Origin of the sequence: Neobacillus terrae (assembly GCF_011393025.1) — a bacterium.
In the GTDB taxonomy this organism is placed as follows: domain Bacteria; phylum Bacillota; class Bacilli; order Bacillales; family Cytobacillaceae; genus Neobacillus_A; species Neobacillus_A terrae.
Genome location: NZ_JAAOEO010000025.1, coordinates 20,628 through 41,449 on the forward strand (window position 1 = coordinate 20,628; position 20,822 = coordinate 41,449).

23 protein-coding genes are annotated in these 20,822 nt (G+C 42.0%); all 23 read left to right on the top strand.

From position 1 onward, the window contains the following. Window positions 1-33: 33 nt before the first annotated feature. The 23 genes from rplL to rplE all read left to right on the top strand — a co-directional run bounded on the left by rplL (window position 34) and on the right by rplE (window position 20,810). A complete protein-coding gene (gene rplL, locus G8761_RS22725) occupies window positions 34-396 on the top strand; it encodes a 50S ribosomal protein L7/L12 (protein WP_166030243.1) in 363 nt (120 codons plus the stop codon). A 265-nt stretch (window positions 397-661) separates the two neighbouring features. Beyond that, window positions 662-1,264, top strand: a complete 603-nt coding sequence (locus G8761_RS22730) for a class I SAM-dependent methyltransferase (protein WP_166030244.1) — start codon at window positions 662-664, stop codon at window positions 1,262-1,264. A gap of 253 nt (window positions 1,265-1,517) precedes the next feature. Continuing rightward, the gene (rpoB, locus tag G8761_RS22735; protein WP_166030245.1) at window positions 1,518-5,078 is read left to right on the top strand and encodes a DNA-directed RNA polymerase subunit beta; all 3,561 of its coding nucleotides are present in this window, start codon (window positions 1,518-1,520) and stop codon (window positions 5,076-5,078) included. A gap of 90 nt (window positions 5,079-5,168) precedes the next feature. Next, complete coding sequence (rpoC, locus tag G8761_RS22740; protein WP_166030246.1) at window positions 5,169-8,765, top strand: DNA-directed RNA polymerase subunit beta'; 3,597 nt, start codon at window positions 5,169-5,171, stop codon at window positions 8,763-8,765. 318 nt (window positions 8,766-9,083) lie between these two features. After that, a complete protein-coding gene (locus G8761_RS22745) occupies window positions 9,084-9,332 on the top strand; it encodes a 50S ribosomal protein L7ae-like protein (RefSeq protein ID WP_166030247.1) in 249 nt (82 codons plus the stop codon). 103 nt (window positions 9,333-9,435) lie between these two features. Continuing rightward, the gene (gene rpsL / locus G8761_RS22750) at window positions 9,436-9,858 is read left to right on the top strand and encodes a 30S ribosomal protein S12 (RefSeq protein WP_027322663.1); all 423 of its coding nucleotides are present in this window, start codon (window positions 9,436-9,438) and stop codon (window positions 9,856-9,858) included. 43 nt (window positions 9,859-9,901) lie between these two features. Beyond that, entirely contained in the window at window positions 9,902-10,372 is a 471-nt protein-coding gene (gene rpsG, locus G8761_RS22755) for a 30S ribosomal protein S7 (protein WP_166030248.1), read from the top strand. Window positions 10,373-10,420: 48 nt separating this feature from the next. Continuing rightward, complete coding sequence (gene fusA, locus G8761_RS22760; protein WP_166030249.1) at window positions 10,421-12,502, top strand: elongation factor G; 2,082 nt, start codon at window positions 10,421-10,423, stop codon at window positions 12,500-12,502. A 127-nt stretch (window positions 12,503-12,629) separates the two neighbouring features. Beyond that, entirely contained in the window at window positions 12,630-13,817 is a 1,188-nt protein-coding gene (gene tuf, locus G8761_RS22765; protein WP_166030250.1) for an elongation factor Tu, read from the top strand. Window positions 13,818-14,456: 639 nt separating this feature from the next. Then, window positions 14,457-14,765 (top strand): 30S ribosomal protein S10, encoded by a 309-nt coding sequence (rpsJ, locus tag G8761_RS22770; protein ID WP_027322659.1) that lies wholly within the window; start codon window positions 14,457-14,459, stop codon window positions 14,763-14,765. A 33-nt stretch (window positions 14,766-14,798) separates the two neighbouring features. Then, window positions 14,799-15,425, top strand: coding sequence for a 50S ribosomal protein L3 (gene rplC / locus G8761_RS22775; protein ID WP_166030251.1), 627 nt, complete (start codon window positions 14,799-14,801; stop codon window positions 15,423-15,425). Between the two features lie 29 nt (window positions 15,426-15,454). Beyond that, window positions 15,455-16,078 carry a 50S ribosomal protein L4 gene (gene rplD, locus G8761_RS22780; RefSeq protein ID WP_166030252.1) on the top strand — a complete coding sequence of 208 codons (624 nt, stop codon included), beginning with the start codon at window positions 15,455-15,457 and terminating at the stop codon, window positions 16,076-16,078. Next, the gene (gene rplW / locus G8761_RS22785) at window positions 16,078-16,362 is read left to right on the top strand and encodes a 50S ribosomal protein L23 (RefSeq protein ID WP_166030253.1); all 285 of its coding nucleotides are present in this window, start codon (window positions 16,078-16,080) and stop codon (window positions 16,360-16,362) included. The genes rplD and rplW overlap by 1 nt, the downstream gene beginning before the upstream one ends. Before the next feature lie 29 nt (window positions 16,363-16,391). Then, on the top strand, window positions 16,392-17,222 hold the full coding sequence (gene rplB, locus G8761_RS22790) for a 50S ribosomal protein L2 (RefSeq protein WP_166030254.1): 831 nt from the start codon (window positions 16,392-16,394) through the stop codon (window positions 17,220-17,222). Between the two features lie 60 nt (window positions 17,223-17,282). Further along, window positions 17,283-17,561 (top strand): 30S ribosomal protein S19, encoded by a 279-nt coding sequence (gene rpsS, locus G8761_RS22795; protein WP_027322654.1) that lies wholly within the window; start codon window positions 17,283-17,285, stop codon window positions 17,559-17,561. A gap of 18 nt (window positions 17,562-17,579) precedes the next feature. Then, window positions 17,580-17,921, top strand: a complete 342-nt coding sequence (gene rplV, locus G8761_RS22800; RefSeq protein ID WP_166030255.1) for a 50S ribosomal protein L22 — start codon at window positions 17,580-17,582, stop codon at window positions 17,919-17,921. 3 nt (window positions 17,922-17,924) lie between these two features. Then, a complete protein-coding gene (gene rpsC / locus G8761_RS22805; RefSeq protein ID WP_166030256.1) occupies window positions 17,925-18,581 on the top strand; it encodes a 30S ribosomal protein S3 in 657 nt (218 codons plus the stop codon). 1 nt (window position 18,582) lies between these two features. Continuing rightward, the gene (gene rplP, locus G8761_RS22810; protein WP_027322651.1) at window positions 18,583-19,017 is read left to right on the top strand and encodes a 50S ribosomal protein L16; all 435 of its coding nucleotides are present in this window, start codon (window positions 18,583-18,585) and stop codon (window positions 19,015-19,017) included. After that, the gene (gene rpmC, locus G8761_RS22815; protein ID WP_027322650.1) at window positions 19,007-19,207 is read left to right on the top strand and encodes a 50S ribosomal protein L29; all 201 of its coding nucleotides are present in this window, start codon (window positions 19,007-19,009) and stop codon (window positions 19,205-19,207) included. Before rplP ends, rpmC begins: the two co-directional genes overlap by 11 nt. A 21-nt stretch (window positions 19,208-19,228) precedes the next feature. After that, window positions 19,229-19,492 carry a 30S ribosomal protein S17 gene (rpsQ, locus tag G8761_RS22820; protein WP_166030257.1) on the top strand — a complete coding sequence of 88 codons (264 nt, stop codon included), beginning with the start codon at window positions 19,229-19,231 and terminating at the stop codon, window positions 19,490-19,492. Window positions 19,493-19,531: 39 nt separating this feature from the next. After that, window positions 19,532-19,900 (top strand): 50S ribosomal protein L14, encoded by a 369-nt coding sequence (gene rplN, locus G8761_RS22825; protein ID WP_027322648.1) that lies wholly within the window; start codon window positions 19,532-19,534, stop codon window positions 19,898-19,900. A 36-nt stretch (window positions 19,901-19,936) separates the two neighbouring features. Further along, complete coding sequence (gene rplX, locus G8761_RS22830; RefSeq protein ID WP_166030258.1) at window positions 19,937-20,245, top strand: 50S ribosomal protein L24; 309 nt, start codon at window positions 19,937-19,939, stop codon at window positions 20,243-20,245. 25 nt (window positions 20,246-20,270) lie between these two features. Further along, entirely contained in the window at window positions 20,271-20,810 is a 540-nt protein-coding gene (gene rplE / locus G8761_RS22835) for a 50S ribosomal protein L5 (protein ID WP_027322646.1), read from the top strand. The last annotated feature ends 12 nt before the right edge of the window (window positions 20,811-20,822 follow it).

The window sequence follows — 20,822 nt, forward strand, 5'->3', positions numbered from 1 at the left end:
AAAAACCTAAAATTCCAAGGAGGAAATATAATCATGACTAAAGAACAAATCATTGAAGCAGTTAAAAGCATGACTGTTTTAGAACTTAACGATCTTGTTAAAGCAATTGAAGAAGAATTCGGCGTAACTGCTGCTGCTCCTGTAGCAATGGGTGCTGTTGCTGGCGGCGCTGCTGTTGAAGAAAAAACTGAGTTTGATGTAATCCTAGCTAGCGCTGGAGACCAAAAGATCAAAGTTATCAAGGTTGTACGTGAACTTACTGGTCTTGGACTTAAAGAAGCAAAAGATCTTGTTGACAACGCTCCAAAACCAATTAAAGAAGGCGTTTCTAAAGAAGATGCTGAAGCAGCTAAAGCTAAACTTGAAGAAGTTGGAGCTGGCGTTGAAGTTAAGTAATCTGACTGTAAAAAAGCTCGCTGCATAAGCGGGCTTTTTTTGCCTGTTTAGATTTCCAGTTTTCATTTCAAACTCAAAATTTGAATACTGTCCAGCAAATGGCCAGCGAGTTTTTCATCTTTGAAAAGCACATTGATTATCTAAGTGCGCTTACGCTTTGATTCTACTTTTTTGCTTTTCTCTTTTGAATGAAATATAATTCATTTCGTATCTGTTTTTCCTCTATAGTATCTTCCTTACTTATTCACCGCTGGAGGTGATGATTTTGACTGAACATTATTATTCCCGAACCCAAAAAGCAGAGAGTGATCCAAAACATTGGGAGTATACCCTTTTGAATAATCGTTTCCGTTTTAAAACGGATAATGGAGTTTTTTCAAAAAGAGAGGTAGACTTTGGTTCGCAGCTTTTAATTGAAACATTCAATCTTCCGGAAATAGAAGGAAAGATTTTGGATGTTGGCTGCGGCTATGGCCCGATTGGACTCTCCATTGCGAAACTTCATGAGCAACGGTCTGTACATATGGTTGATGTAAACGAGCGGGCATTGGAATTGGCAAAGGAAAATGCAAAAATCAATAACGTTGCCAATGTGGAGATTTATGAAAGTGATCGGCTTAGTGGAGTGAAAGAAACAAAGTTTGCTGCAATTCTTACCAATCCTCCTATCAGGGCGGGAAAAAAGGTAGTCCATGACATTTTTGAACAAAGCCACGATCATTTAATGCAAGGCGGAGAATTGTGGGTTGTTATTCAAAAAAAGCAGGGAGCACCATCTGCAATTGAAAAATTAAAAGAATTGTTTGGTGATGCAGAGGTTGCGGCGAAAGAAAAAGGTTATTTTATCATAAAAGCTAAAAAAGATTGACTGTGAAATGTCACTATGTTAATATTGTAAAATGCCAACATAATAATTTCTGGATTTTTCCCTTTTTTACCCTTTTTTGTTGTATAAAAGTGGATAAAGACGGAAAAGATGACAAAATAATAGTCAAAAATGTGAAAATGTGGTTTTTAAGTAAAAAACCCTTTTTCTTTTTGTCTTATAGAAAGGCTGGACTTTTCCCTTTTTATAAGGCGCAAATAGATTTTAATAAAGCTTGATTTGAGGGGTGAATCAGTTGACAGGTCAACTAGTTCAGTATGGACGACACCGCCAACGAAGAAGTTACGCGCGAATCAGTGAAGTTTTAGAATTACCAAATCTAATCGAAATCCAAACCTCTTCTTATCAATGGTTTCTTGATGAGGGATTGCGTGAAATGTTCCAGGACATTTCTCCAATTGAAGACTTTACTGGTAACCTATCACTGGAATTTATTGATTATAGCCTTGGCGAACCAAAGTATTCCGTTCCGGAATCAAAAGAGAGAGATGTTACTTATGCCGCACCACTGCGTGTTAAAGTGCGTCTTTTAAACAAAGAAACAGGAGAAGTAAAAGACCAGGAAGTTTTCATGGGCGATTTCCCGCTTATGACTGAGACAGGCACCTTTGTAATTAATGGTGCGGAACGTGTTATCGTTTCTCAGCTGGTTCGATCTCCGAGTGTTTATTTCAGCGGAAAAGTCGATAAAAACGGAAAAAGAGGATTCACTGCTACTGTGATCCCGAATCGCGGCGCCTGGCTGGAATATGAAACCGACGCAAAAGACGTCGTGTATGTCAGGATAGATCGTACTCGGAAATTGCCCGTTACGGTTCTTTTGCGTGCCCTTGGGGTCGGCTCTGATCAAGAAATCATCGAGTTAATCGGAGATAATGAATATATCCGAAACACGCTTGAAAAAGACAATACCGAAAGTGTTGAAAAAGCACTGCTTGAAATTTACGAGCGACTTCGCCCAGGTGAACCGCCAACAGTTGATAATGCAAAGAGTCTTTTGGTTTCAAGATTTTTCGACCCTAAGCGTTACGACCTGGCAAATGTAGGCCGCTATAAAATTAATAAAAAGCTTCATATTAAAAACCGTCTGTTTGGACAGCGTCTTGCAGAGGCCTTGGTTGATCCGGATACAGGTGAAATTATTGCGGATAAAGGAACACTTCTTGACCGCCGTAATCTGGACAGAATCATCCCTGCACTTGAAAAGAACATTAATTTCGGTAATTTCCATCCATCGGGTGGGGTAGTAGAGGATGACATTCTCCTTCAATCCATTAAGATTTACGCTCCTAATGATGAGAATGAAAAGGTAATTAATGTAATTGGAAATGCTTATGTTGAAGAAGCGGTGAAGAATATTTCCCCTTCTGATATCATTTCATCCATCAGCTATTTCTTTAACCTGCTGCACGGGGTTGGAGATACAGATGATATTGACCATCTGGGTAACCGCCGCCTTCGTTCTGTTGGTGAATTGCTGCAGAACCAGTTCCGTATTGGCTTATCAAGGATGGAACGTGTTGTTCGTGAAAGAATGTCTATTCAGGATACAGCAACAATTACACCTCAGCAGCTGATTAATATTCGTCCAGTTATTGCTTCAATTAAAGAGTTCTTTGGAAGCTCTCAATTATCGCAATTTATGGATCAAACAAACCCGCTTGCAGAATTGACGCATAAGCGCCGTCTATCAGCACTCGGACCTGGTGGTCTTACACGTGAACGTGCCGGCTTTGAGGTGCGTGACGTACACTATTCTCACTATGGCCGTATGTGTCCGATTGAAACGCCTGAAGGACCAAACATTGGTCTTATCAACTCCTTATCATCTTTTGCAAAGGTAAATCGTTTTGGTTTCATTGAAACTCCATATCGAAGGGTTGACCCGGAGACAGGAAAAGTGACAACCAGGATCGACTACCTTACTGCGGATGAAGAAGATAACTATGTTGTTGCCCAGGCAAATTCACGCCTTGGTGAAGAGGGTTCATTCATTGATCAAGATATCGTTGCTCGTTTCCGTGGCGAAAACACTGTTGTTAATCGTGATAGAATCGACTACATGGATGTATCTCCAAAGCAGGTTGTATCTGCGGCAACAGCATGTATTCCGTTCTTAGAAAACGACGACTCCAACCGTGCCTTGATGGGTGCGAACATGCAGCGTCAGGCTGTTCCATTGCTGCAGCCTGAAGCACCAAGAGTTGGAACTGGTATGGAATATGTATCAGGTAAAGACTCCGGAGCGGCTGTTATTTGTAAATCTGATGGTATCGTTGAACACGTTGAAGCACGTGAAGTGTGGGTTCGCGAAACACATGAGGTGGACGGACAGGAAGTCAAAGGTGACCTTAAGAAGTACAGAATGCTTAAATTCATTCGTTCCAACCAGGGTACCTGCTACAACCAGCGTCCAATTGTAACAGTAGGAGATCGTGTAACAAAAGGTGAAATCCTTGCTGACGGACCTTCTATGGAACTTGGTGAACTGGCTCTTGGCCGAAACGTTCTCGTTGCTTTCATGACTTGGGACGGTTACAACTATGAAGATGCAATTATTATGAGTGAACGTCTTGTAAAAGACGATGTATATACTTCTATTCATATTGAAGAATATGAATCAGAATCCCGTGATACAAAGCTTGGACCTGAAGAAATTACCCGTGATATTCCAAACGTTGGAGAAGATGCACTTCGCAATCTGGATGAGCGCGGAATTATCCGAATTGGAGCCGAGGTTAAGGATGGAGATCTTCTTGTTGGTAAGGTAACTCCAAAGGGAGTAACTGAACTGACTGCAGAAGAAAGGCTGTTACACGCTATCTTTGGTGAAAAAGCCCGTGAAGTCCGAGACACTTCACTTCGTGTTCCGCATGGCGGAGGCGGAATCGTTCTTGACGTTAAAGTATTTAACCGTGAAGACGGAGATGAACTGCCACCAGGTGTTAACCAGCTCGTTCGTGCGTACATTGTTCAAAAACGTAAAATTCATGAAGGCGATAAAATGGCAGGACGCCACGGTAATAAAGGGGTTATCTCCCGTATATTGCCGGAAGAAGATATGCCATTCCTTCCTGATGGAACACCGGTTGATATCATGTTAAACCCATTAGGGGTTCCTTCTCGTATGAACATTGGACAGGTGCTTGAACTCCATCTTGGCATGGCTGCGAGGGCATTAGGAATCCACGTAGCAACTCCTGTATTTGACGGAGCCCGAGAAGAAGATGTTTGGGCAACTATCGAAGAAGCAGGTATGGCCCGTGACGCAAAAACAGTCCTGTATGATGGCCGATCAGGAGAGCCGTTTGATAACCGCGTCTCTGTTGGTGTCATGTACATGATTAAACTTGCCCACATGGTTGACGATAAGCTCCATGCGCGTTCTACTGGTCCTTACTCTCTTGTTACGCAGCAGCCTCTTGGCGGTAAAGCTCAGTTCGGCGGACAGCGTTTCGGAGAAATGGAAGTTTGGGCTCTTGAAGCTTACGGTGCCGCTTATACACTTCAGGAAATATTGACTGTGAAGTCCGATGACGTTGTCGGCCGTGTGAAAACATACGAGGCAATTGTTAAAGGTGAAAATGTTCCTGAACCAGGCATTCCTGAGTCATTCAAGGTATTAATAAAAGAACTTCAAAGCTTGGGCATGGATGTTAAGATGCTTTCCAGCGATGAGCAGGAAATTGAATTACGCGATACAGATGATGATGATGATATTCATCAATCAGATACATTAAACATTGCTCCGGAAACAAATAGTATTGAATCCGAAAAAGTAGGTTCCAAAGAGTAATAAGACGGAATGTAGGCCAAATAGCAAAAGTTGTTTGGCCTTATCCGCTCGTTTAGGGAAAACCTGGATATCGAAAGGGAGGTAGGCCCCTTGCTGGATGTTAATAATTTTGAGTATATGAAAATCGGTCTTGCTTCACCCGATAAGATCCGTTCTTGGTCTTTTGGAGAAGTAAAAAAACCGGAAACCATCAACTATCGAACACTGAAGCCTGAAAAAGACGGTCTCTTCTGTGAACGTATTTTTGGTCCGACAAAAGACTGGGAATGTCACTGCGGAAAGTATAAACGCGTCCGTTATAAAGGCGTTGTTTGTGACCGATGCGGAGTTGAAGTAACACGCGCTAAAGTACGCCGTGAGCGCATGGGCCATATTGAATTGGCTGCTCCTGTATCACACATATGGTATTTCAAAGGCATTCCAAGCCGTATGGGTCTTGTTTTGGATATGTCACCGCGTGCACTTGAGGAAGTTATTTACTTTGCTTCATACGTTGTAACGGAATCAGGCGACACTGCTCTTGAGAAAAAACAGCTATTATCAGAAAAAGAATATCGTGCATACCGTGAGAAGTATGGAAGTAAATTCCAGGCTGCCATGGGTGCTGAAGCGATCAAAAAGCTTCTTTCTGATATCGATTTAAATAAAGAGGCTGATACTCTTAAAGAGGAATTAAAAACTGCACAAGGCCAGCGTCGTACTCGTGCGATCAAACGCCTTGAAGTAATTGAGGCATTCCGAGGTTCAGGCAATGAGCCTTCTTGGATGATCCTTGATGTTCTTCCGGTAATTCCTCCGGAACTTCGTCCAATGGTTCAGTTGGATGGAGGAAGATTTGCCACTTCTGACTTGAATGATTTATACCGTCGTGTAATTAACCGTAATAACCGCTTAAAGCGTTTATTGGACCTTGGTGCTCCAAGCATTATCGTTCAAAATGAAAAGCGTATGCTTCAGGAAGCTGTTGACGCATTAATTGACAATGGCCGTCGCGGCAGACCGGTTACTGGTCCTGGTAACCGTCCGTTAAAATCTCTTTCACATATGCTAAAGGGAAAGCAGGGACGTTTCCGTCAAAACCTGTTAGGAAAACGTGTTGACTATTCCGGCCGTTCTGTAATCGTTGTAGGTCCAAATCTAAAAATGTATCAATGTGGTCTTCCAAAGGAAATGGCAATTGAACTCTTCAAGCCATTTGTTATGAAGGAACTAGTTGAAAAAGGATTGGCTCACAACATCAAGTCTGCAAAACGCAAAATCGAAAGATTATCACCTGAAGTATGGGATGTACTAGAAGAAGTTATTAAGGAACATCCGGTTCTTCTAAATCGTGCCCCTACACTTCACAGACTCGGTATTCAGGCATTTGAACCTACACTAGTAGAAGGCCGTGCAATCCGCCTTCATCCGCTTGTATGTACTGCGTACAATGCTGACTTTGACGGAGATCAAATGGCTGTTCACGTACCGCTTTCTGCTGAAGCTCAGGCGGAAGCACGTATGCTAATGCTTGCTGCCCAAAACATCCTTAACCCTAAAGATGGAAAGCCAGTTGTTACTCCATCCCAGGATATGGTGCTTGGTAACTACTACCTAACTCTTGAAAGAGAAGGTGCAGTAGGCGAAGGTATGGTCTTCAATGATACAAATGAAGCCCTTATTGCTTATCAAAATGGTTACGTTCATCTGCACACAAGAGTGGCAGTAAACGCTGGCTCATTGAATAATGAAACATTTACGGAAGAGCAAAACAACTCGCTTCTTCTTACAACAGTAGGAAAGCTAGTGTTTAATGAAATCTTGCCGAAATCGTTCCCATATATTAATGAACCAACCAGAGATAATCTTGAAGTAAAAACACCTGAAAAGTATTTTGTTGAAAAAGGTGCCGATATAAAAGCACGAATTAAAGACCTTCCATTGGTTGATCCGTTTAAAAAGAAAATTCTTGGAAATATCATTGCGGAAGTATTCAAGCGATTCAAAATCACTGAAACATCCAAGATGCTTGACCGAATGAAGGATCTTGGATTTAAGCATTCAACCAAAGCTGGTATTACCGTTGGTGTAGCTGATATCGTGGTACTTCCAGAGAAGCAGGAAATTTTGGAAGAAGCACAGCATAAAGTCGATAACGTTATGAAGCAGTTTAGACGCGGTCTCATTACAGAAGATGAGCGCTATGACCGTGTTATCTCTATCTGGAGCCAGGCAAAGGATGTTATTCAGGGTAAACTGATGAAATCCTTGAACAAGACGAACCCTATCTTTATGATGAGTGACTCTGGGGCGCGTGGTAACGCATCTAACTTTACACAGCTTGCTGGTATGCGTGGTCTGATGGCCAACCCGGCTGGACGTATTATCGAACTCCCAATCAAGTCAAGTTTCCGTGAAGGATTAACAGTATTGGAATACTTTATTTCGACTCACGGTGCTCGTAAAGGACTTGCCGATACCGCTCTTAAAACAGCTGACTCTGGTTACCTGACACGACGACTTGTTGACGTGGCGCAGGATGTAATTGTTCGTGAGGACGATTGCGGAACTGATAGAGGTCTTGTTATCAGGGCTTTAAAAGATGGAACTGAAATCATTGAATCTCTTGAAGAGCGCTTAATTGGCCGCTATGCACGCCGTGCCATTAAGAATCCAGAAACACAAGAGATTATGGTTCCGGAAAATGGTTTGATTACAGAGGATCTTGCTGAAACAATTGTTGGTGCAGGTGTAGAAGAGGTAAATATTCGTTCTGCCTTCACATGTAATACACGTCATGGTGTATGTAAGAAATGTTATGGCCGCAACCTGGCAACTGGCCAGGAAGTTGAAGTGGGCGAAGCTGTTGGTATTATCGCAGCACAATCAATCGGTGAGCCAGGAACGCAGTTAACAATGCGTACTTTCCATACTGGTGGGGTTGCCGGAGATGATATCACACAAGGTTTGCCTCGTATCCAGGAAATTTTTGAAGCTCGTAACCCTAAAGGCCAGGCAGTCATTTCTGAAATAGAAGGTGTGATTGTTGGCATTAATGAGGGACGGGACCGCCAGCAGGAAATTGTTGTACAAGGGGATGTTGAGTCAAGAACATATACGGCTCCTTACACAGCAAGACTCAAAGTGGCAGTTAATGATAAAGTACACCGTGGAACAGAAATGACTGAGGGTTCTATCGACCCTAAAGAACTTATCAAGGTCAGGGACGTTGGCGCTGTTCAGGAATACTTGCTTCGCGAGGTACAGAAAGTATACCGTATGCAGGGTGTTGAAATTGGTGACAAGCACATCGAGGTAATGGTACGCCAGATGCTTCGTAAAGTGCGCGTTATCGATGCTGGTGAAACTGATGTTCTTCCAGGTACTTTGCTCGATATACATCAATTTACTGATGCGAATGAAAAAGCGCTGCTTAGCGGTAAACTTCCAGCGACTGGCCGTCCAGTTCTTCTCGGAATTACCAAAGCATCTCTTGAAACTGACTCCTTCTTGTCTGCGGCTTCCTTCCAGGAAACTACTAGAGTTCTTACAGATGCAGCCATTAAAGGTAAACGTGATGAACTTCTCGGCCTAAAAGAGAATGTTATCATTGGTAAACTTGTTCCAGCAGGAACAGGAATGCAGCGTTACCGAAGGGCTGAACCTGTACTAGCTGGTGCGGAAACAGAAGAAATGACAATCGAGTAATTTATATTAGCGGCACTTGCGATTGAGCAGGTGCCGCATTTTAAAGAAACAAGATATTTATATGTTTTGAAAAATTTTGTTGATTTGAACAGCAGGTGCTAGACCCTGCGGGAAAACAGACCAAGGAAGACCCCATAGGCGCAGAGAGCCGAGGAGGCTCACGGACTACCCGCGGAAAGGGAGCGCCTGAAGTGAAATCTAGAGGAATCTTTAACTTTCATAAAAATGATTTTTCAAAGTTGTGTTGACATTAGATTGTCTAGATGTTAATATATCAAAGGTGCTCCTATTCACCTGATACTTTGGAGGATATCAAGAATGTCTTATGAAAAAGTATTACGGGCTAAAAAAGTCAGTATAGGGACAAAACAGACAGTCAAAGCACTAAATGAAGGTACTGCTAAAGAGGTTATTATAGCGGAGGATGCTGATCCAAAACTCACTGCTCCTGTTATAAAAATTGCTCTTGAGAAAGATGTGCCTTTCCATTATGCCGAAACGATGAAAAAACTCGGAAGAGCATGTGGAATAAAAGTTGGTGCGGCAGCTGTTGCTATTATCCGTTAAAAACTGTTTTTGTAGATAGATGAGTCTGCAAAAACTTTGTTTTTGCAAAAAAATGAACCACCTGGATGTGTGGGTCAACAAAGTCGTGAAAGGAGGAAAAAACATGCCTACTATTAACCAATTAGTGCGTAAACCTCGCCAAACAAAAGAGGAAAAGTCTAAATCACCAGCACTTAACAAAGGTTACAACAGCTTCAAGAAATCACAAACAAATGTATCTTCACCACAAAAACGCGGTGTATGTACTCGTGTTGGTACAATGACTCCAAAGAAACCGAACTCAGCGTTACGTAAATATGCTCGTGTACGTTTGACAAACGGTATTGAGGTGACTGCATACATTCCTGGTATTGGCCACAACCTTCAAGAGCACAGTGTTGTTCTTATTCGCGGAGGACGTGTAAAAGACTTACCAGGGGTACGTTACCACATCGTTCGTGGTGCGCTTGATACAGCTGGAGTTAACAATCGTATGCAAGGCCGTTCTAAGTACGGTACTAAGCGTCCGAAAGCAGCAAAGAAATAAAAAACTCTAAAAATAGAAGATTTTTCTGAAAGGAGGAAATTACATGCCTCGTAAAGGTCCTGTAGCAAAAAGAGACGTTTTGCCAGATCCGCTTTACAATTCAAAGTTAGTTACTCGTCTTATCAACAAAATGATGGAAGACGGTAAAAGAGGTAAGTCCCAGGCTATTCTTTATAATGCGTTCGATATCATTCGTGAACGTGCTGGAAAAGAGCCAATGGAAGTATTCGAAGCAGCGCTTAAAAATATTATGCCAGTTCTTGAAGTAAAAGCCCGCCGTGTTGGTGGAGCTAACTATCAAGTACCAGTTGAGGTGCGTCCTGACCGACGTACAACACTTGGTCTACGCTGGTTAGTAAACTATTCTCGTCTTCGTGGTGAGAAAACAATGGAAGAGCGTTTAGCTAACGAAATCCTTGATGCTGCCAACAATACTGGTGCTTCTGTTAAAAAACGTGAAGACACTCATAAAATGGCTGAAGCAAACAAAGCGTTTGCTCACTATCGTTGGTAATCTAACCTTCAAAATAAAATTTTTCATACTAGGAAGGAGAAAGACCCAATGGCAAGAGAGTTCTCCTTAGATAACACTCGTAATATCGGTATCATGGCTCACATCGATGCCGGTAAAACGACTACCACTGAGCGCGTACTTTATTATACTGGCCGTATCCATAAGATCGGTGAAACTCATGAAGGCGCTTCTCAGATGGACTGGATGGAGCAAGAGCAGGAACGTGGTATCACAATCACTTCTGCTGCAACAACAGCACAATGGAAAGGCCATCGCGTAAACATCATTGACACTCCAGGACACGTAGACTTCACAGTTGAAGTTGAACGTTCCCTTCGTGTTCTTGATGGAGCAGTGGCTGTACTTGATGCACAGTCTGGTGTAGAACCTCAAACTGAAACAGTTTGGCGTCAAGCTACAACTTACGGTGTACCACGTGTAGTATTTGTTAACAAAATGGATAAAATCGGTGCAGACTTCTTGTACTCTGTAAATACAATACATGATCGTCTGCAGGCTAATGCACATCCTATTCAACTTCCGATTGGTGCTGAAGATCAATTCGAGGCTATCATCGACTTAGTTGAAATGAATGCTGTATTCTACGGAAATGACCTGGGCACAGATATTGAAGTCCGTGAAATTCCGGAAGAGTATAAAGCACAAGCCGAAGAATACCGTGAAAAGCTTGTAGAAGCTGTTGCAGAATTAGATGAAGAGTTAATGGAAAAATATCTTGGCGGTGAAGAAATCACTAAAGAAGAGCTGAAAGCAGCGATTCGTAAAGGTACTGTTAACGTAGAATTCTATCCTGTAATTTGTGGTTCTGCTTTTAAAAACAAAGGTGTTCAGTTAATGCTTGACGCAGTTATCGACTATCTTCCATCTCCACTGGATGTTCCTTCAATTAAAGGTCATGCTGTTGATGATGAAGATGAACTGATTGAGCGTCATTCAAGTGATGAGGAGCCATTCTCTGCTCTTGCATTTAAAGTTATGACTGACCCTTATGTTGGTAAATTAACGTTCTTCCGCGTTTACTCTGGTACTTTAGAGTCTGGCTCATATGTCCAAAACTCTACAAAAGGCAAGCGTGAGCGTATCGGACGTATCCTTCAGATGCATGCAAACAGCCGTCAGGAAATCGCTAAGGTTTTTGCCGGTGACATTGCAGCAGCTGTAGGTCTTAAAGACACTACAACTGGTGATACTCTATGTGACGAGAAAAACCTTGTTATCTTAGAGTCTATGCAATTCCCTGAGCCAGTTATTCAGCTTTCAGTTGAACCAAAATCAAAAGCAGACCAAGACAAAATGGGTCAAGCTCTGCAAAAGCTTCAAGAGGAAGACCCAACGTTCCGTGCTCATACTGACCAAGAGACTGGTCAAACCATCATTGCAGGTATGGGTGAGCTTCACTTGGATATCATCGTTGACCGTATGCGTCGCGAATTCAAGGTAGAAGCAAATGTTGGTGCTCCACAGGTTGCGTACCGTGAAACTTTCCGTGGTTCTGCTCAGGTAGAAGGTAAGTTCGCACGTCAATCAGGTGGACGTGGACAATACGGACACGTTTGGATTGAGTTCTCTCCAAATGAAGAAGGAAAAGGTTTTGAATTTGAAAACGGAATCGTCGGCGGTGTAGTTCCTCGTGAATACATTCCTGCTGTACAAGCTGGTCTTGAAGATTCTCTTGATAGAGGTGTTCTTGCAGGTTATCCGCTAGTAGATATCAAAGCAAGATTGTTCGATGGATCATACCATGATGTTGACTCCTCTGAAATGGCGTTTAAAATTGCTGCCTCTATGGCTCTTAAAAACGCTGCATCTAAGTGTCAGCCTGTAATCCTGGAACCAGTAATGAGAGTAGAAGTTGTTATTCCAGAAGAATATCTTGGGGATATCATGGGCCAAATCACTGCACGCCGTGGTCGTGTTGAAGGTATGGAAGCTCGCGGTAACGCACAAGTTGTTCGCTCAATGGTTCCACTATCAGAGATGTTTGGTTATGCTACAGCACTTCGTTCAAGTACACAAGGCCGTGGAGTATTCTCTATGCACTTTGATCACTATGAAGAAGTACCAAAGTCAATTTCTGAAGAAATCATCAAAAAAAATAAAGGTGAATAATTGATTTTCACCTATATATCAAGTATAACTACTTATGTAAGCATGGAAACTGTGAAACTGAGTCGACCTTTTTCACAGTTCCATCTCTATAATACTTAACCTTATAATTTAAAGGAGGATTTCTCTAATGGGAAAAGCTAAATTCGACCGTTCTAAGCCCCATGTTAACATCGGTACAATTGGTCACGTTGACCACGGTAAAACAACTTTAACAGCTGCAATCACTTCTGTTCTTGCAAAGACAGGTAAAGCAGAAGCTCGTGCATATGATCAAATTGACGGAGCTCCAGAGGAAAGAGAGCGTGGTATCACAATCTCAACTGCACACGTTGAGTACGAAACTGATGCACGTCACTATGCACACGTTGACTGCCCAGGACACGCTGACTATGTTAAGAACATGATCACAGGTGCTGCACAAATGGACGGCGGTATCCTAGTTGTTTCTGCAACTGACGGCCCAATGCCACAAACTCGTGAGCACATTCTTCTTTCTCGTCAAGTAGGTGTACCTTACCTTGTAGTATTCATGAACAAGTGTGACATGGTTGACGACGAAGAACTTCTTGAATTAGTTGAAATGGAAATTCGTGACCTTCTTACTGAGTATGAGTTCCCTGGCGATGACATTCCTGTTATCAAAGGTTCTGCTCTTAAAGCTCTTGAAGGCGAAGCTGCTTGGGAAGAAAAGATCTATGAACTAATGGATGCTGTTGACAGCTATATCCCAACTCCAACACGTGACACTGAAAAGCCATTCATGATGCCAGTTGAGGACGTTTTCTCAATCACTGGTCGTGGAACAGTTGCTACAGGACGTGTTGAGCGTGGACAAGTTAAAGTTGGTGACGTTGTTGAAATCGTAGGTTTCACTGAAGAGCCAAAATCTACAACTGTAACAGGTGTAGAAATGTTCCGTAAGCTTCTTGACTTTGCTGAAGCTGGTGACAACATTGGTGCCCTTCTTCGTGGTGTAGCACGTGAAGAAATCGAGCGCGGCCAGGTATTGGCTAAGCCGAAATCAATCACTCCACACACAAAGTTCAAAGCTGAAGTTTATGTTCTTTCAAAAGAAGAAGGTGGACGTCATACTCCATTCTTCACAAACTATCGTCCGCAATTCTATTTCCGTACTTCTGATATTACAGGTATCTGTAATCTTCCTGAAGGCGTTGAAATGGTTATGCCTGGCGACAACATCGAAATGACTGTTGAGCTTATCGCACCTGTTGCGATTGAAGAAGGAACAAAGTTCTCTATCCGTGAAGGCGGCCGTACAGTAGGCGCTGGCGTGGTAGCAACAATCACTGAATAATAATTGTAACTATTAAAAACAGGCGGGTGACGATCCGCCTGTTTTTTTGTTGTTTTGAGATAAAAAACTTATCCTTAGGTTTTTGTACAGTTTAATTCACAGAAAAATGTTCTCTCCGTAGTAATAGCATAAGTGTATCCAGTATTTTTGGTAAGGCAGTTGCATGTTAATAAAATTTTTTTCAAAATGAATTCTAAATATCCAGTTTAGAGAGAGTAAGTAGAAAATCTTTAAAACATAATTTGATACTTCATGTTTTTCTAGATATATATTGTTTCGCATTGATTAAAACCAAAGTGCGGCAGGTTCTACATAGAGAAGTAAAATCGTGTTTCTTCTATATAATACATATTTTAAAACAGATTCTACCTAAGCGAGTGGTTATTTCTGGAGCTGCAGAAAATGCCTTGAAAAGTATGATGTTAGCCGTTATAATAATAAAAGTGTGTGAAGCATAAAAAAAAACAAAAACAGTGTTGCGTTTGGTTTATGTTTTATGTATAATAGACAATGTTGGTCTTTGACTGCGATGAAGTGGAAGGTTGCTGACACACCCGGCCGCTTTGCCATGGCGAGTGTGTGGGAAATTTTCACGGAGAAAATGTCTATTTTAAAAATAGGCGAAAAGGAGGGAAAATAATGGCAAAACAAAAAATTCGTATTCGTTTAAAGGCGTATGATCACAGGATTCTTGATCAATCTGCAGAGAAAATTGTGGAAACAGCAAAACGTTCTGGTGCAGCGGTGTCTGGTCCGATACCTCTTCCAACAGAAAAGACGATTTACACAATTCTGCGTGCGGTTCATAAGTACAAAGATTCTCGTGAACAGTTTGAAATGCGTACTCACAAGCGTCTAATCGACATCATCAATCCAACGCCACAAACAGTCGATTCGTTAATGCGTTTAGACTTACCGTCAGGCGTCGACATTGAAATTAAACTTTAATAGATATTTTATAAATTATAGGAGGTGTGACTAATGACCAAAGGAATCTTAGGAAGAAAGATTGGTATGACTCAAGTATTTGCTGAAAATGGTGACTTAATTCCGGTAACTGTAGTTGAGGCTGCATCTAACGTAGTTCTTCAAAAGAAAACTATTGAGAACGATGGTTATGAAGCAATCCAACTTGGTTTTGAAGACAAGCGTGAAAAGCTTTCAAATAAACCTGAAAAAGGCCATGTTGCAAAGGCGAATACTGCTCCTAAGCGCTTCGTTCGCGAATTACGCGAAGTTGAATTAGCTGGGTATGAAGTTGGTCAGGAAGTCAAAGTTGATATTTTCGCAGCAGGCGATGTAATTGATGTAACAGGAATTTCAAAGGGTAAAGGTTTCCAAGGCTCTATCAAGCGCCACGGACAATCACGCGGCCCAATGGCTCACGGTTCCCGTTATCACCGTCGTCCTGGTTCAATGGGACCTGTTGCTCCAAACCGCGTATTCAAAGGCAAAGCATTGCCAGGACGTATGGGTGGAGAACAAGTAACAGTACAAAACCTTGAGATCGTTAGAGTTGACGCAGAACGTAACTTGCTTCTGATCAAAGGAAATGTTCCAGGTGCGAGAAAAGCATTATTAAAAATTAAAAGTGCGGTTAAAGCATAATTAATTTATAAGAAAGGAGGAACAAAGGAATGCCTAAAGTAGCATTATTTAACCAAACTGGTTCACAGGTTGGTGAAATCGAACTTAACGATTCTGTATTCGGCATTGCGCCTAACCAACACGTATTATTCGAAGCGATTGTTATGCAAAGAGCTTCATTACGTCAAGGTACACATAAAGTAAAAACTCGTTCTGAAGTTGCCGGCGGTGGACGTAAGCCGTGGCGCCAAAAAGGTACTGGACGTGCGCGTCAAGGTTCTATCCGTTCTCCACAATGGCGCGGAGGTGGAACTGTATTCGGTCCTGTTCCACGCAGCTACAGCTATAAACTACCTAAGAAGGTACGTCGTCTAGCTATCAAATCTGCACTTTCTTCAAAAGTTCTTGAAGAAAACGTTCTAGTATTAGAAAGCCTTGCTTTCGATGCTCCAAAAACAAAAGAATTCAAAACAGTATTAGCAGGTCTTTCTGTTGATAGAAAAGCTCTTGTTGTAACTGCTGACCTTGATGAAAATGTAGCTTTATCAGCTCGTAACATTCCTGGTATAACAGTAGTAACAGCTAACAGCATTAATGTTTTGGATGTTGTTAACCATGACAAGCTGATCATTACTAAAGCAGCGGTTGAAAAAGTAGAGGAGGTGCTTGCATAATGGATGCACGCGATATCATTAAGCGCCCCGTTATCACTGAACGTTCTACTGACCTAATGGCTGAAAGAAAATATACTTTTGAAGTTGATGTAAGAGCTAATAAAACTCAAGTTAAAGATGCCGTTCAAGAAATCTTCGGTGTTAATGTTGAGAAAGTTAACATCATGAACTACAAAGGTAAATTCAAGCGTATGGGAAAATTCGGTGGTTACACAAACAAACGTCGTAAAGCTGTTGTTAAATTAACTTCAGACAGCAAAGAAATCGAATTTTTTGAAGCATAAGAACCTAACAAGAAGAGGAGGGAATAAAAATGGCGATTAAAAAGTACAAACCTACCTCCAATGGTCGTCGTGGAATGACAGTTTCTGATTTCGCTGAAATCACAACTAGCACTCCGGAAAAATCTCTACTAGCTCCGCTAAAGAGAAAAGGCGGCCGTAATAATCAAGGTAAGTTAACTGTTCGTCATCAAGGTGGCGGCCATAAGCGTCAATATCGTATTATCGACTTTAAGCGCGATAAAGATGGCATTCCAGGACGCGTTGCCACTATCGAATACGATCCAAACCGTTCTGCAAATATCGCACTAATCAATTATGTGGATGGAGAAAAGCGTTACATTCTTGCTCCAAAGAACTTGGAAGTAGGAATGCAAGTAACAGCTGGTCCTGAAGCAGACATCAAGGTTGGTAATGCTCTTCCACTGGCTAATATCCCAGTTGGTACAGTTGTTCACAACATTGAATTAAAGCCTGGCAAAGGCGGACAATTAGTTCGTTCAGCTGGTACATCTGCTCAAGTTCTTGGTAAAGAGGGCAAATACGTACTTGTACGTTTAAACTCTGGAGAAGTTCGTATGATTCTTGCAACTTGCCGTGCATCTATCGGTCAAGTAGGTAATGAACAACATGAACTTATCAACATCGGTAAAGCCGGACGTTCACGCTGGTTAGGCAAACGCCCAACTGTCCGTGGATCTGTTATGAACCCTAATGATCACCCACACGGTGGTGGTGAAGGTCGCGCTCCTATCGGTCGTAAATCTCCAATGTCTCCATGGGGCAAACCAACACTTGGTTATAAAACTCGTAAGAAGAAAAATAAGTCCGATAAGTTTATCGTACGTCGCCGTAAAAAATAACGGGATTGACCTACGGTTCCAAAAACGAGCCGTAGAACAATCACGAAGGGAGGTTCAATCATGGGTCGCAGTTTGAAAAAAGGACCTTTTGTTGATGAGCATTTAATCACAAAGATCGAAAAGTTAAATGAAACTGAAGGCAAGCAAGTTGTTAAAACTTGGTCACGCCGTTCTACGATCTTCCCACAATTCATTGGCCACACAATTGCAGTGTATGACGGACGTAAACACGTTCCAGTATACGTGACTGAAGACATGGTAGGCCACAAGCTTGGAGAATTTGCTCCAACTCGTGCTTATAAAGGCCATGGAAATGATGACAAGAAAACAAGACGTTAATGAGAGGAGGGCATCTTCATGCAAGCTAAAGCTGTTGCAAGAACAGTTCGTATTGCTCCTCGTAAAGCTCGTTTGGTAATAGATCTAATTCGAGGTAAGCAAGTTGGTGAAGCGGTAGCGATTCTTAACCTGACTCCTAAAGCAGCTTCTCCAATCGTTGAGAAAGTATTGAAATCCGCTATGGCTAATGCCGAGCATAATTATGAAATGGACGTTAATAGCTTAGTCGTTACTGAAGCTTTCGTCGACGAAGGACCAACTTTAAAACGTTTCCGTCCTCGTGCAATGGGCCGTGCGAGCGCTATTAACAAACGCACAAGCCATATTACAATCGTTGTATCAGAAAAGAAGGAGGGATAATCAGTGGGTCAAAAAGTAAATCCGGTCGGTCTGCGCGTCGGCATTATCCGTGACTGGGAATCCAAGTGGTACGCAGGCAAAGACTATGCTGATCTTTTACACGAAGACATTAAAGTTCGTGAATACATTACAAAACGTTTAAAAGACGCTTCTGTTTCTAAAGTAGAAATCGAGCGCGCTGCTAACCGTTTGAATGTTACTGTACACACTGCGAAGCCTGGTATGGTTATCGGTAAGGGCGGAACTGAAGTTGAAGCTCTTCGTAAAGCGTTAAACCAGCTTACTGGCAAACGTGTTCATATCAACATTCTTGAAATCAAAAAAGCAGATATCGATGCAAAATTGGTTGCTGAAAATATCGCTCGTCAATTAGAGAACCGTGTATCTTTCCGTCGTGCTCAAAAGCAAGTTATCCAACGTGCTATGCGTGCGGGAGCTAAAGGTATTAAAACAATGGTATCTGGTCGCTTAGGCGGAGCTGATATCGCTCGTTCTGAACACTATAGCGAAGGAACAGTTCCACTTCATACTCTTCGCGCTGATATTGACTATGCAACAGCTGAAGCTGACACTACTTATGGTAAGCTTGGCGTAAAAGTATGGATCTATCGTGGGGAAGTCCTTCCAACTAAGAAGAAAACTGCGGAAGGAGGCAAATAATATGTTATTGCCTAAACGCGTAAAATATCGCCGTCAGCACCGTGGGAAAATGCGTGGATTCACAAAAGGCGGCGCTGAAGTAACTTTCGGTGAATTTGGTCTTCAAGCAACTGAAGCTTCTTGGATCACAAACCGTCAAATCGAAGCTGCCCGTATTGCGATGACTCGTTACATGAAACGTGGCGGTAAAGTTTGGATCAAAATATTCCCTCATAAACCTTACACTGCTAAACCTCTAGAGGTACGTATGGGTTCCGGTAAAGGGGCGCCAGAAGGCTGGGTAGCGGTTGTAAAACCTGGTAAGGTTATGTTTGAAATTGCGGGCGTTTCTGAAGAAGTCGCACGTGAAGCTCTTCGTCTTGCAATGCACAAACTTCCTATTAAGTGTAAGTTTGTAAAACGAGAAGAAATTGGTGGTGAATCAAATGAAAGCTAATGAACTTCGTGACTTAACCACTGCTGAAATTGAACAAAAAGTAAAATCATTAAAAGAAGAGCTATTCAACCTTCGCTTTCAATTGGCGACTGGACAACTTGAAAATACAGCTCGTATCCGTGAAGTACGTAAATCTATTGCTCGTATGAAAACTGTAGTTCGTGAAAGAGAAATCGGCTTTAACAAGTAATAATCGAGAGGAGGTTCACACATGAGTGAACGTAACCAGCGCAAAGTTTACACTGGACGCGTTGTTTCTGACAAAATGGATAAAACAGTAACCGTTCTTGTAGAAACATACAAAAAGCATCCTCTTTATGGTAAACGCGTTAAGTACTCTAAAAAGTTTAAGGCTCATGACGAGCAAAACCAAGCAAAAGTTGGCGACATCGTACGCATCATGGAGACTCGCCCACTTTCAGCTACAAAACGTTTCCGTCTTGTAGATGTAGTAGAAAAAGCAGTTATCATTTAATTGTTCGGATAAGCTTCAATCCGAAGGGAGGTTACACGCATGATTCAACAAGAAACACGTTTAAAAGTTGCTGACAATTCTGGTGCACGTGAAGTACTTACAATTAAAGTTCTTGGTGGCTCTGGCCGCAAGTTTGCTAATATTGGCGATGTGATCGTTTGTACAGTGAAACAAGCAACACCAGGAGGCGTTGTTAAAAAAGGCGACGTTGTTAAAGCGGTTGTTGTTCGTACAAAAACAGGTGCCCGCCGTACTGATGGTTCCTATATTAAATTCGACGAAAACGCATGTGTAATTATCCGTGATGATAAGAGCCCACGTGGAACTCGTATCTTCGGACCAGTTGCACGCGAACTTCGCGAAAACAACTTTATGAAAATCGTTTCTTTAGCTCCAGAAGTAATATAATTATAAATTCAAATGCCTTTAAGGAGGTGCGCACAGATGCATGTAAAAAAAGGTGACAAAGTAATGGTCATCTCTGGTAAGGATAAAGGCAAAACAGGAACAATCCTTGCAGCCTATCCAAAACAAAGCCGTGTATTAGTAGAAGGTGTGAATATCGTTAAGAAACATTCCAAACCTTCACAGACTAATCCACAAGGCGGAATTAACAGCCAGGAAGCACCTATTCATGTATCAAACGTTATGCCTATCGATCCAAAGACTGGAACGCCAACTCGTGTAGGCTCTAAGACGGTTGATGGCAAAAAAGTACGCGTAGCAAAATCCGGTGAAGTTTTAGATAAATAGTTCATAGCAGAAGGGAGGTAAAATGATGAACCGCCTTAAAGAAAAGTACGTAAGTGAAATTACTCCTGCTCTTATGAGCAAATTCAACTATAAATCAGTAATGGAAGTTCCCAAGATTGAGAAAATCGTTATCAACATGGGTGTTGGTGACGCAGTAGCAAACGCAAAGGCTCTAGACAACGCTGTAGAAGAGCTTACAACAATTACAGGACAGAAACCTGTAGTTACACGCGCTAAAAAGTCCATCGCTGGATTCCGTCTTCGTGAAGGTATGCCAATCGGTGCGAAAGTTACTCTTCGTGGTGAGCGCATGTACCAATTCCTTGATAAATTGGTATCCGTATCATTGCCACGTGTACGTGACTTCCGAGGTGTTTCTAAAAAAGCATTTGACGGCCGCGGAAACTACACTTTAGGTGTAAAAGAACAATTGATCTTCCCTGAAATTGATTACGATAAAGTAAGCAAAGTTCGTGGAATGGATATTGTTATCGTTACAACTGCAAATACCGATGAAGAAGCTCGTGAACTTCTTACACAAGTCGGTATGCCTTTCCAAAAGTAATTGCTAAATAGA

Bases quoted from the DNA above. Each gene is read 5' to 3' on its own strand.
- rplL (WP_166030243.1), top strand. From the start codon at position 34: ATGACTAAAGAACAAATCATTGAAGCAGTTAAAAGCATGACTGTTTTA.
- G8761_RS22745 (WP_166030247.1), top strand. From the start codon at position 9,084: ATGTCTTATGAAAAAGTATTACGGGCTAAAAAAGTCAGTATAGGGACA.
- rpsL (WP_027322663.1), top strand. From the start codon at position 9,436: ATGCCTACTATTAACCAATTAGTGCGTAAACCTCGCCAAACAAAAGAG.
- rpsG (WP_166030248.1), top strand. From the start codon at position 9,902: ATGCCTCGTAAAGGTCCTGTAGCAAAAAGAGACGTTTTGCCAGATCCG.
- fusA (WP_166030249.1), top strand. From the start codon at position 10,421: ATGGCAAGAGAGTTCTCCTTAGATAACACTCGTAATATCGGTATCATG.
- tuf (WP_166030250.1), top strand. From the start codon at position 12,630: ATGGGAAAAGCTAAATTCGACCGTTCTAAGCCCCATGTTAACATCGGT.
- rpsJ (WP_027322659.1), top strand. From the start codon at position 14,457: ATGGCAAAACAAAAAATTCGTATTCGTTTAAAGGCGTATGATCACAGG.
- rplC (WP_166030251.1), top strand. From the start codon at position 14,799: ATGACCAAAGGAATCTTAGGAAGAAAGATTGGTATGACTCAAGTATTT.
- rplD (WP_166030252.1), top strand. From the start codon at position 15,455: ATGCCTAAAGTAGCATTATTTAACCAAACTGGTTCACAGGTTGGTGAA.
- rplW (WP_166030253.1), top strand. From the start codon at position 16,078: ATGGATGCACGCGATATCATTAAGCGCCCCGTTATCACTGAACGTTCT.
- rplB (WP_166030254.1), top strand. From the start codon at position 16,392: ATGGCGATTAAAAAGTACAAACCTACCTCCAATGGTCGTCGTGGAATG.
- rpsS (WP_027322654.1), top strand. From the start codon at position 17,283: ATGGGTCGCAGTTTGAAAAAAGGACCTTTTGTTGATGAGCATTTAATC.
- rplV (WP_166030255.1), top strand. From the start codon at position 17,580: ATGCAAGCTAAAGCTGTTGCAAGAACAGTTCGTATTGCTCCTCGTAAA.
- rplP (WP_027322651.1), top strand. From the start codon at position 18,583: ATGTTATTGCCTAAACGCGTAAAATATCGCCGTCAGCACCGTGGGAAA.
- rpmC (WP_027322650.1), top strand. From the start codon at position 19,007: ATGAAAGCTAATGAACTTCGTGACTTAACCACTGCTGAAATTGAACAA.
- rpsQ (WP_166030257.1), top strand. From the start codon at position 19,229: ATGAGTGAACGTAACCAGCGCAAAGTTTACACTGGACGCGTTGTTTCT.
- rplN (WP_027322648.1), top strand. From the start codon at position 19,532: ATGATTCAACAAGAAACACGTTTAAAAGTTGCTGACAATTCTGGTGCA.
- rplX (WP_166030258.1), top strand. From the start codon at position 19,937: ATGCATGTAAAAAAAGGTGACAAAGTAATGGTCATCTCTGGTAAGGAT.
- rplE (WP_027322646.1), top strand. From the start codon at position 20,271: ATGAACCGCCTTAAAGAAAAGTACGTAAGTGAAATTACTCCTGCTCTT.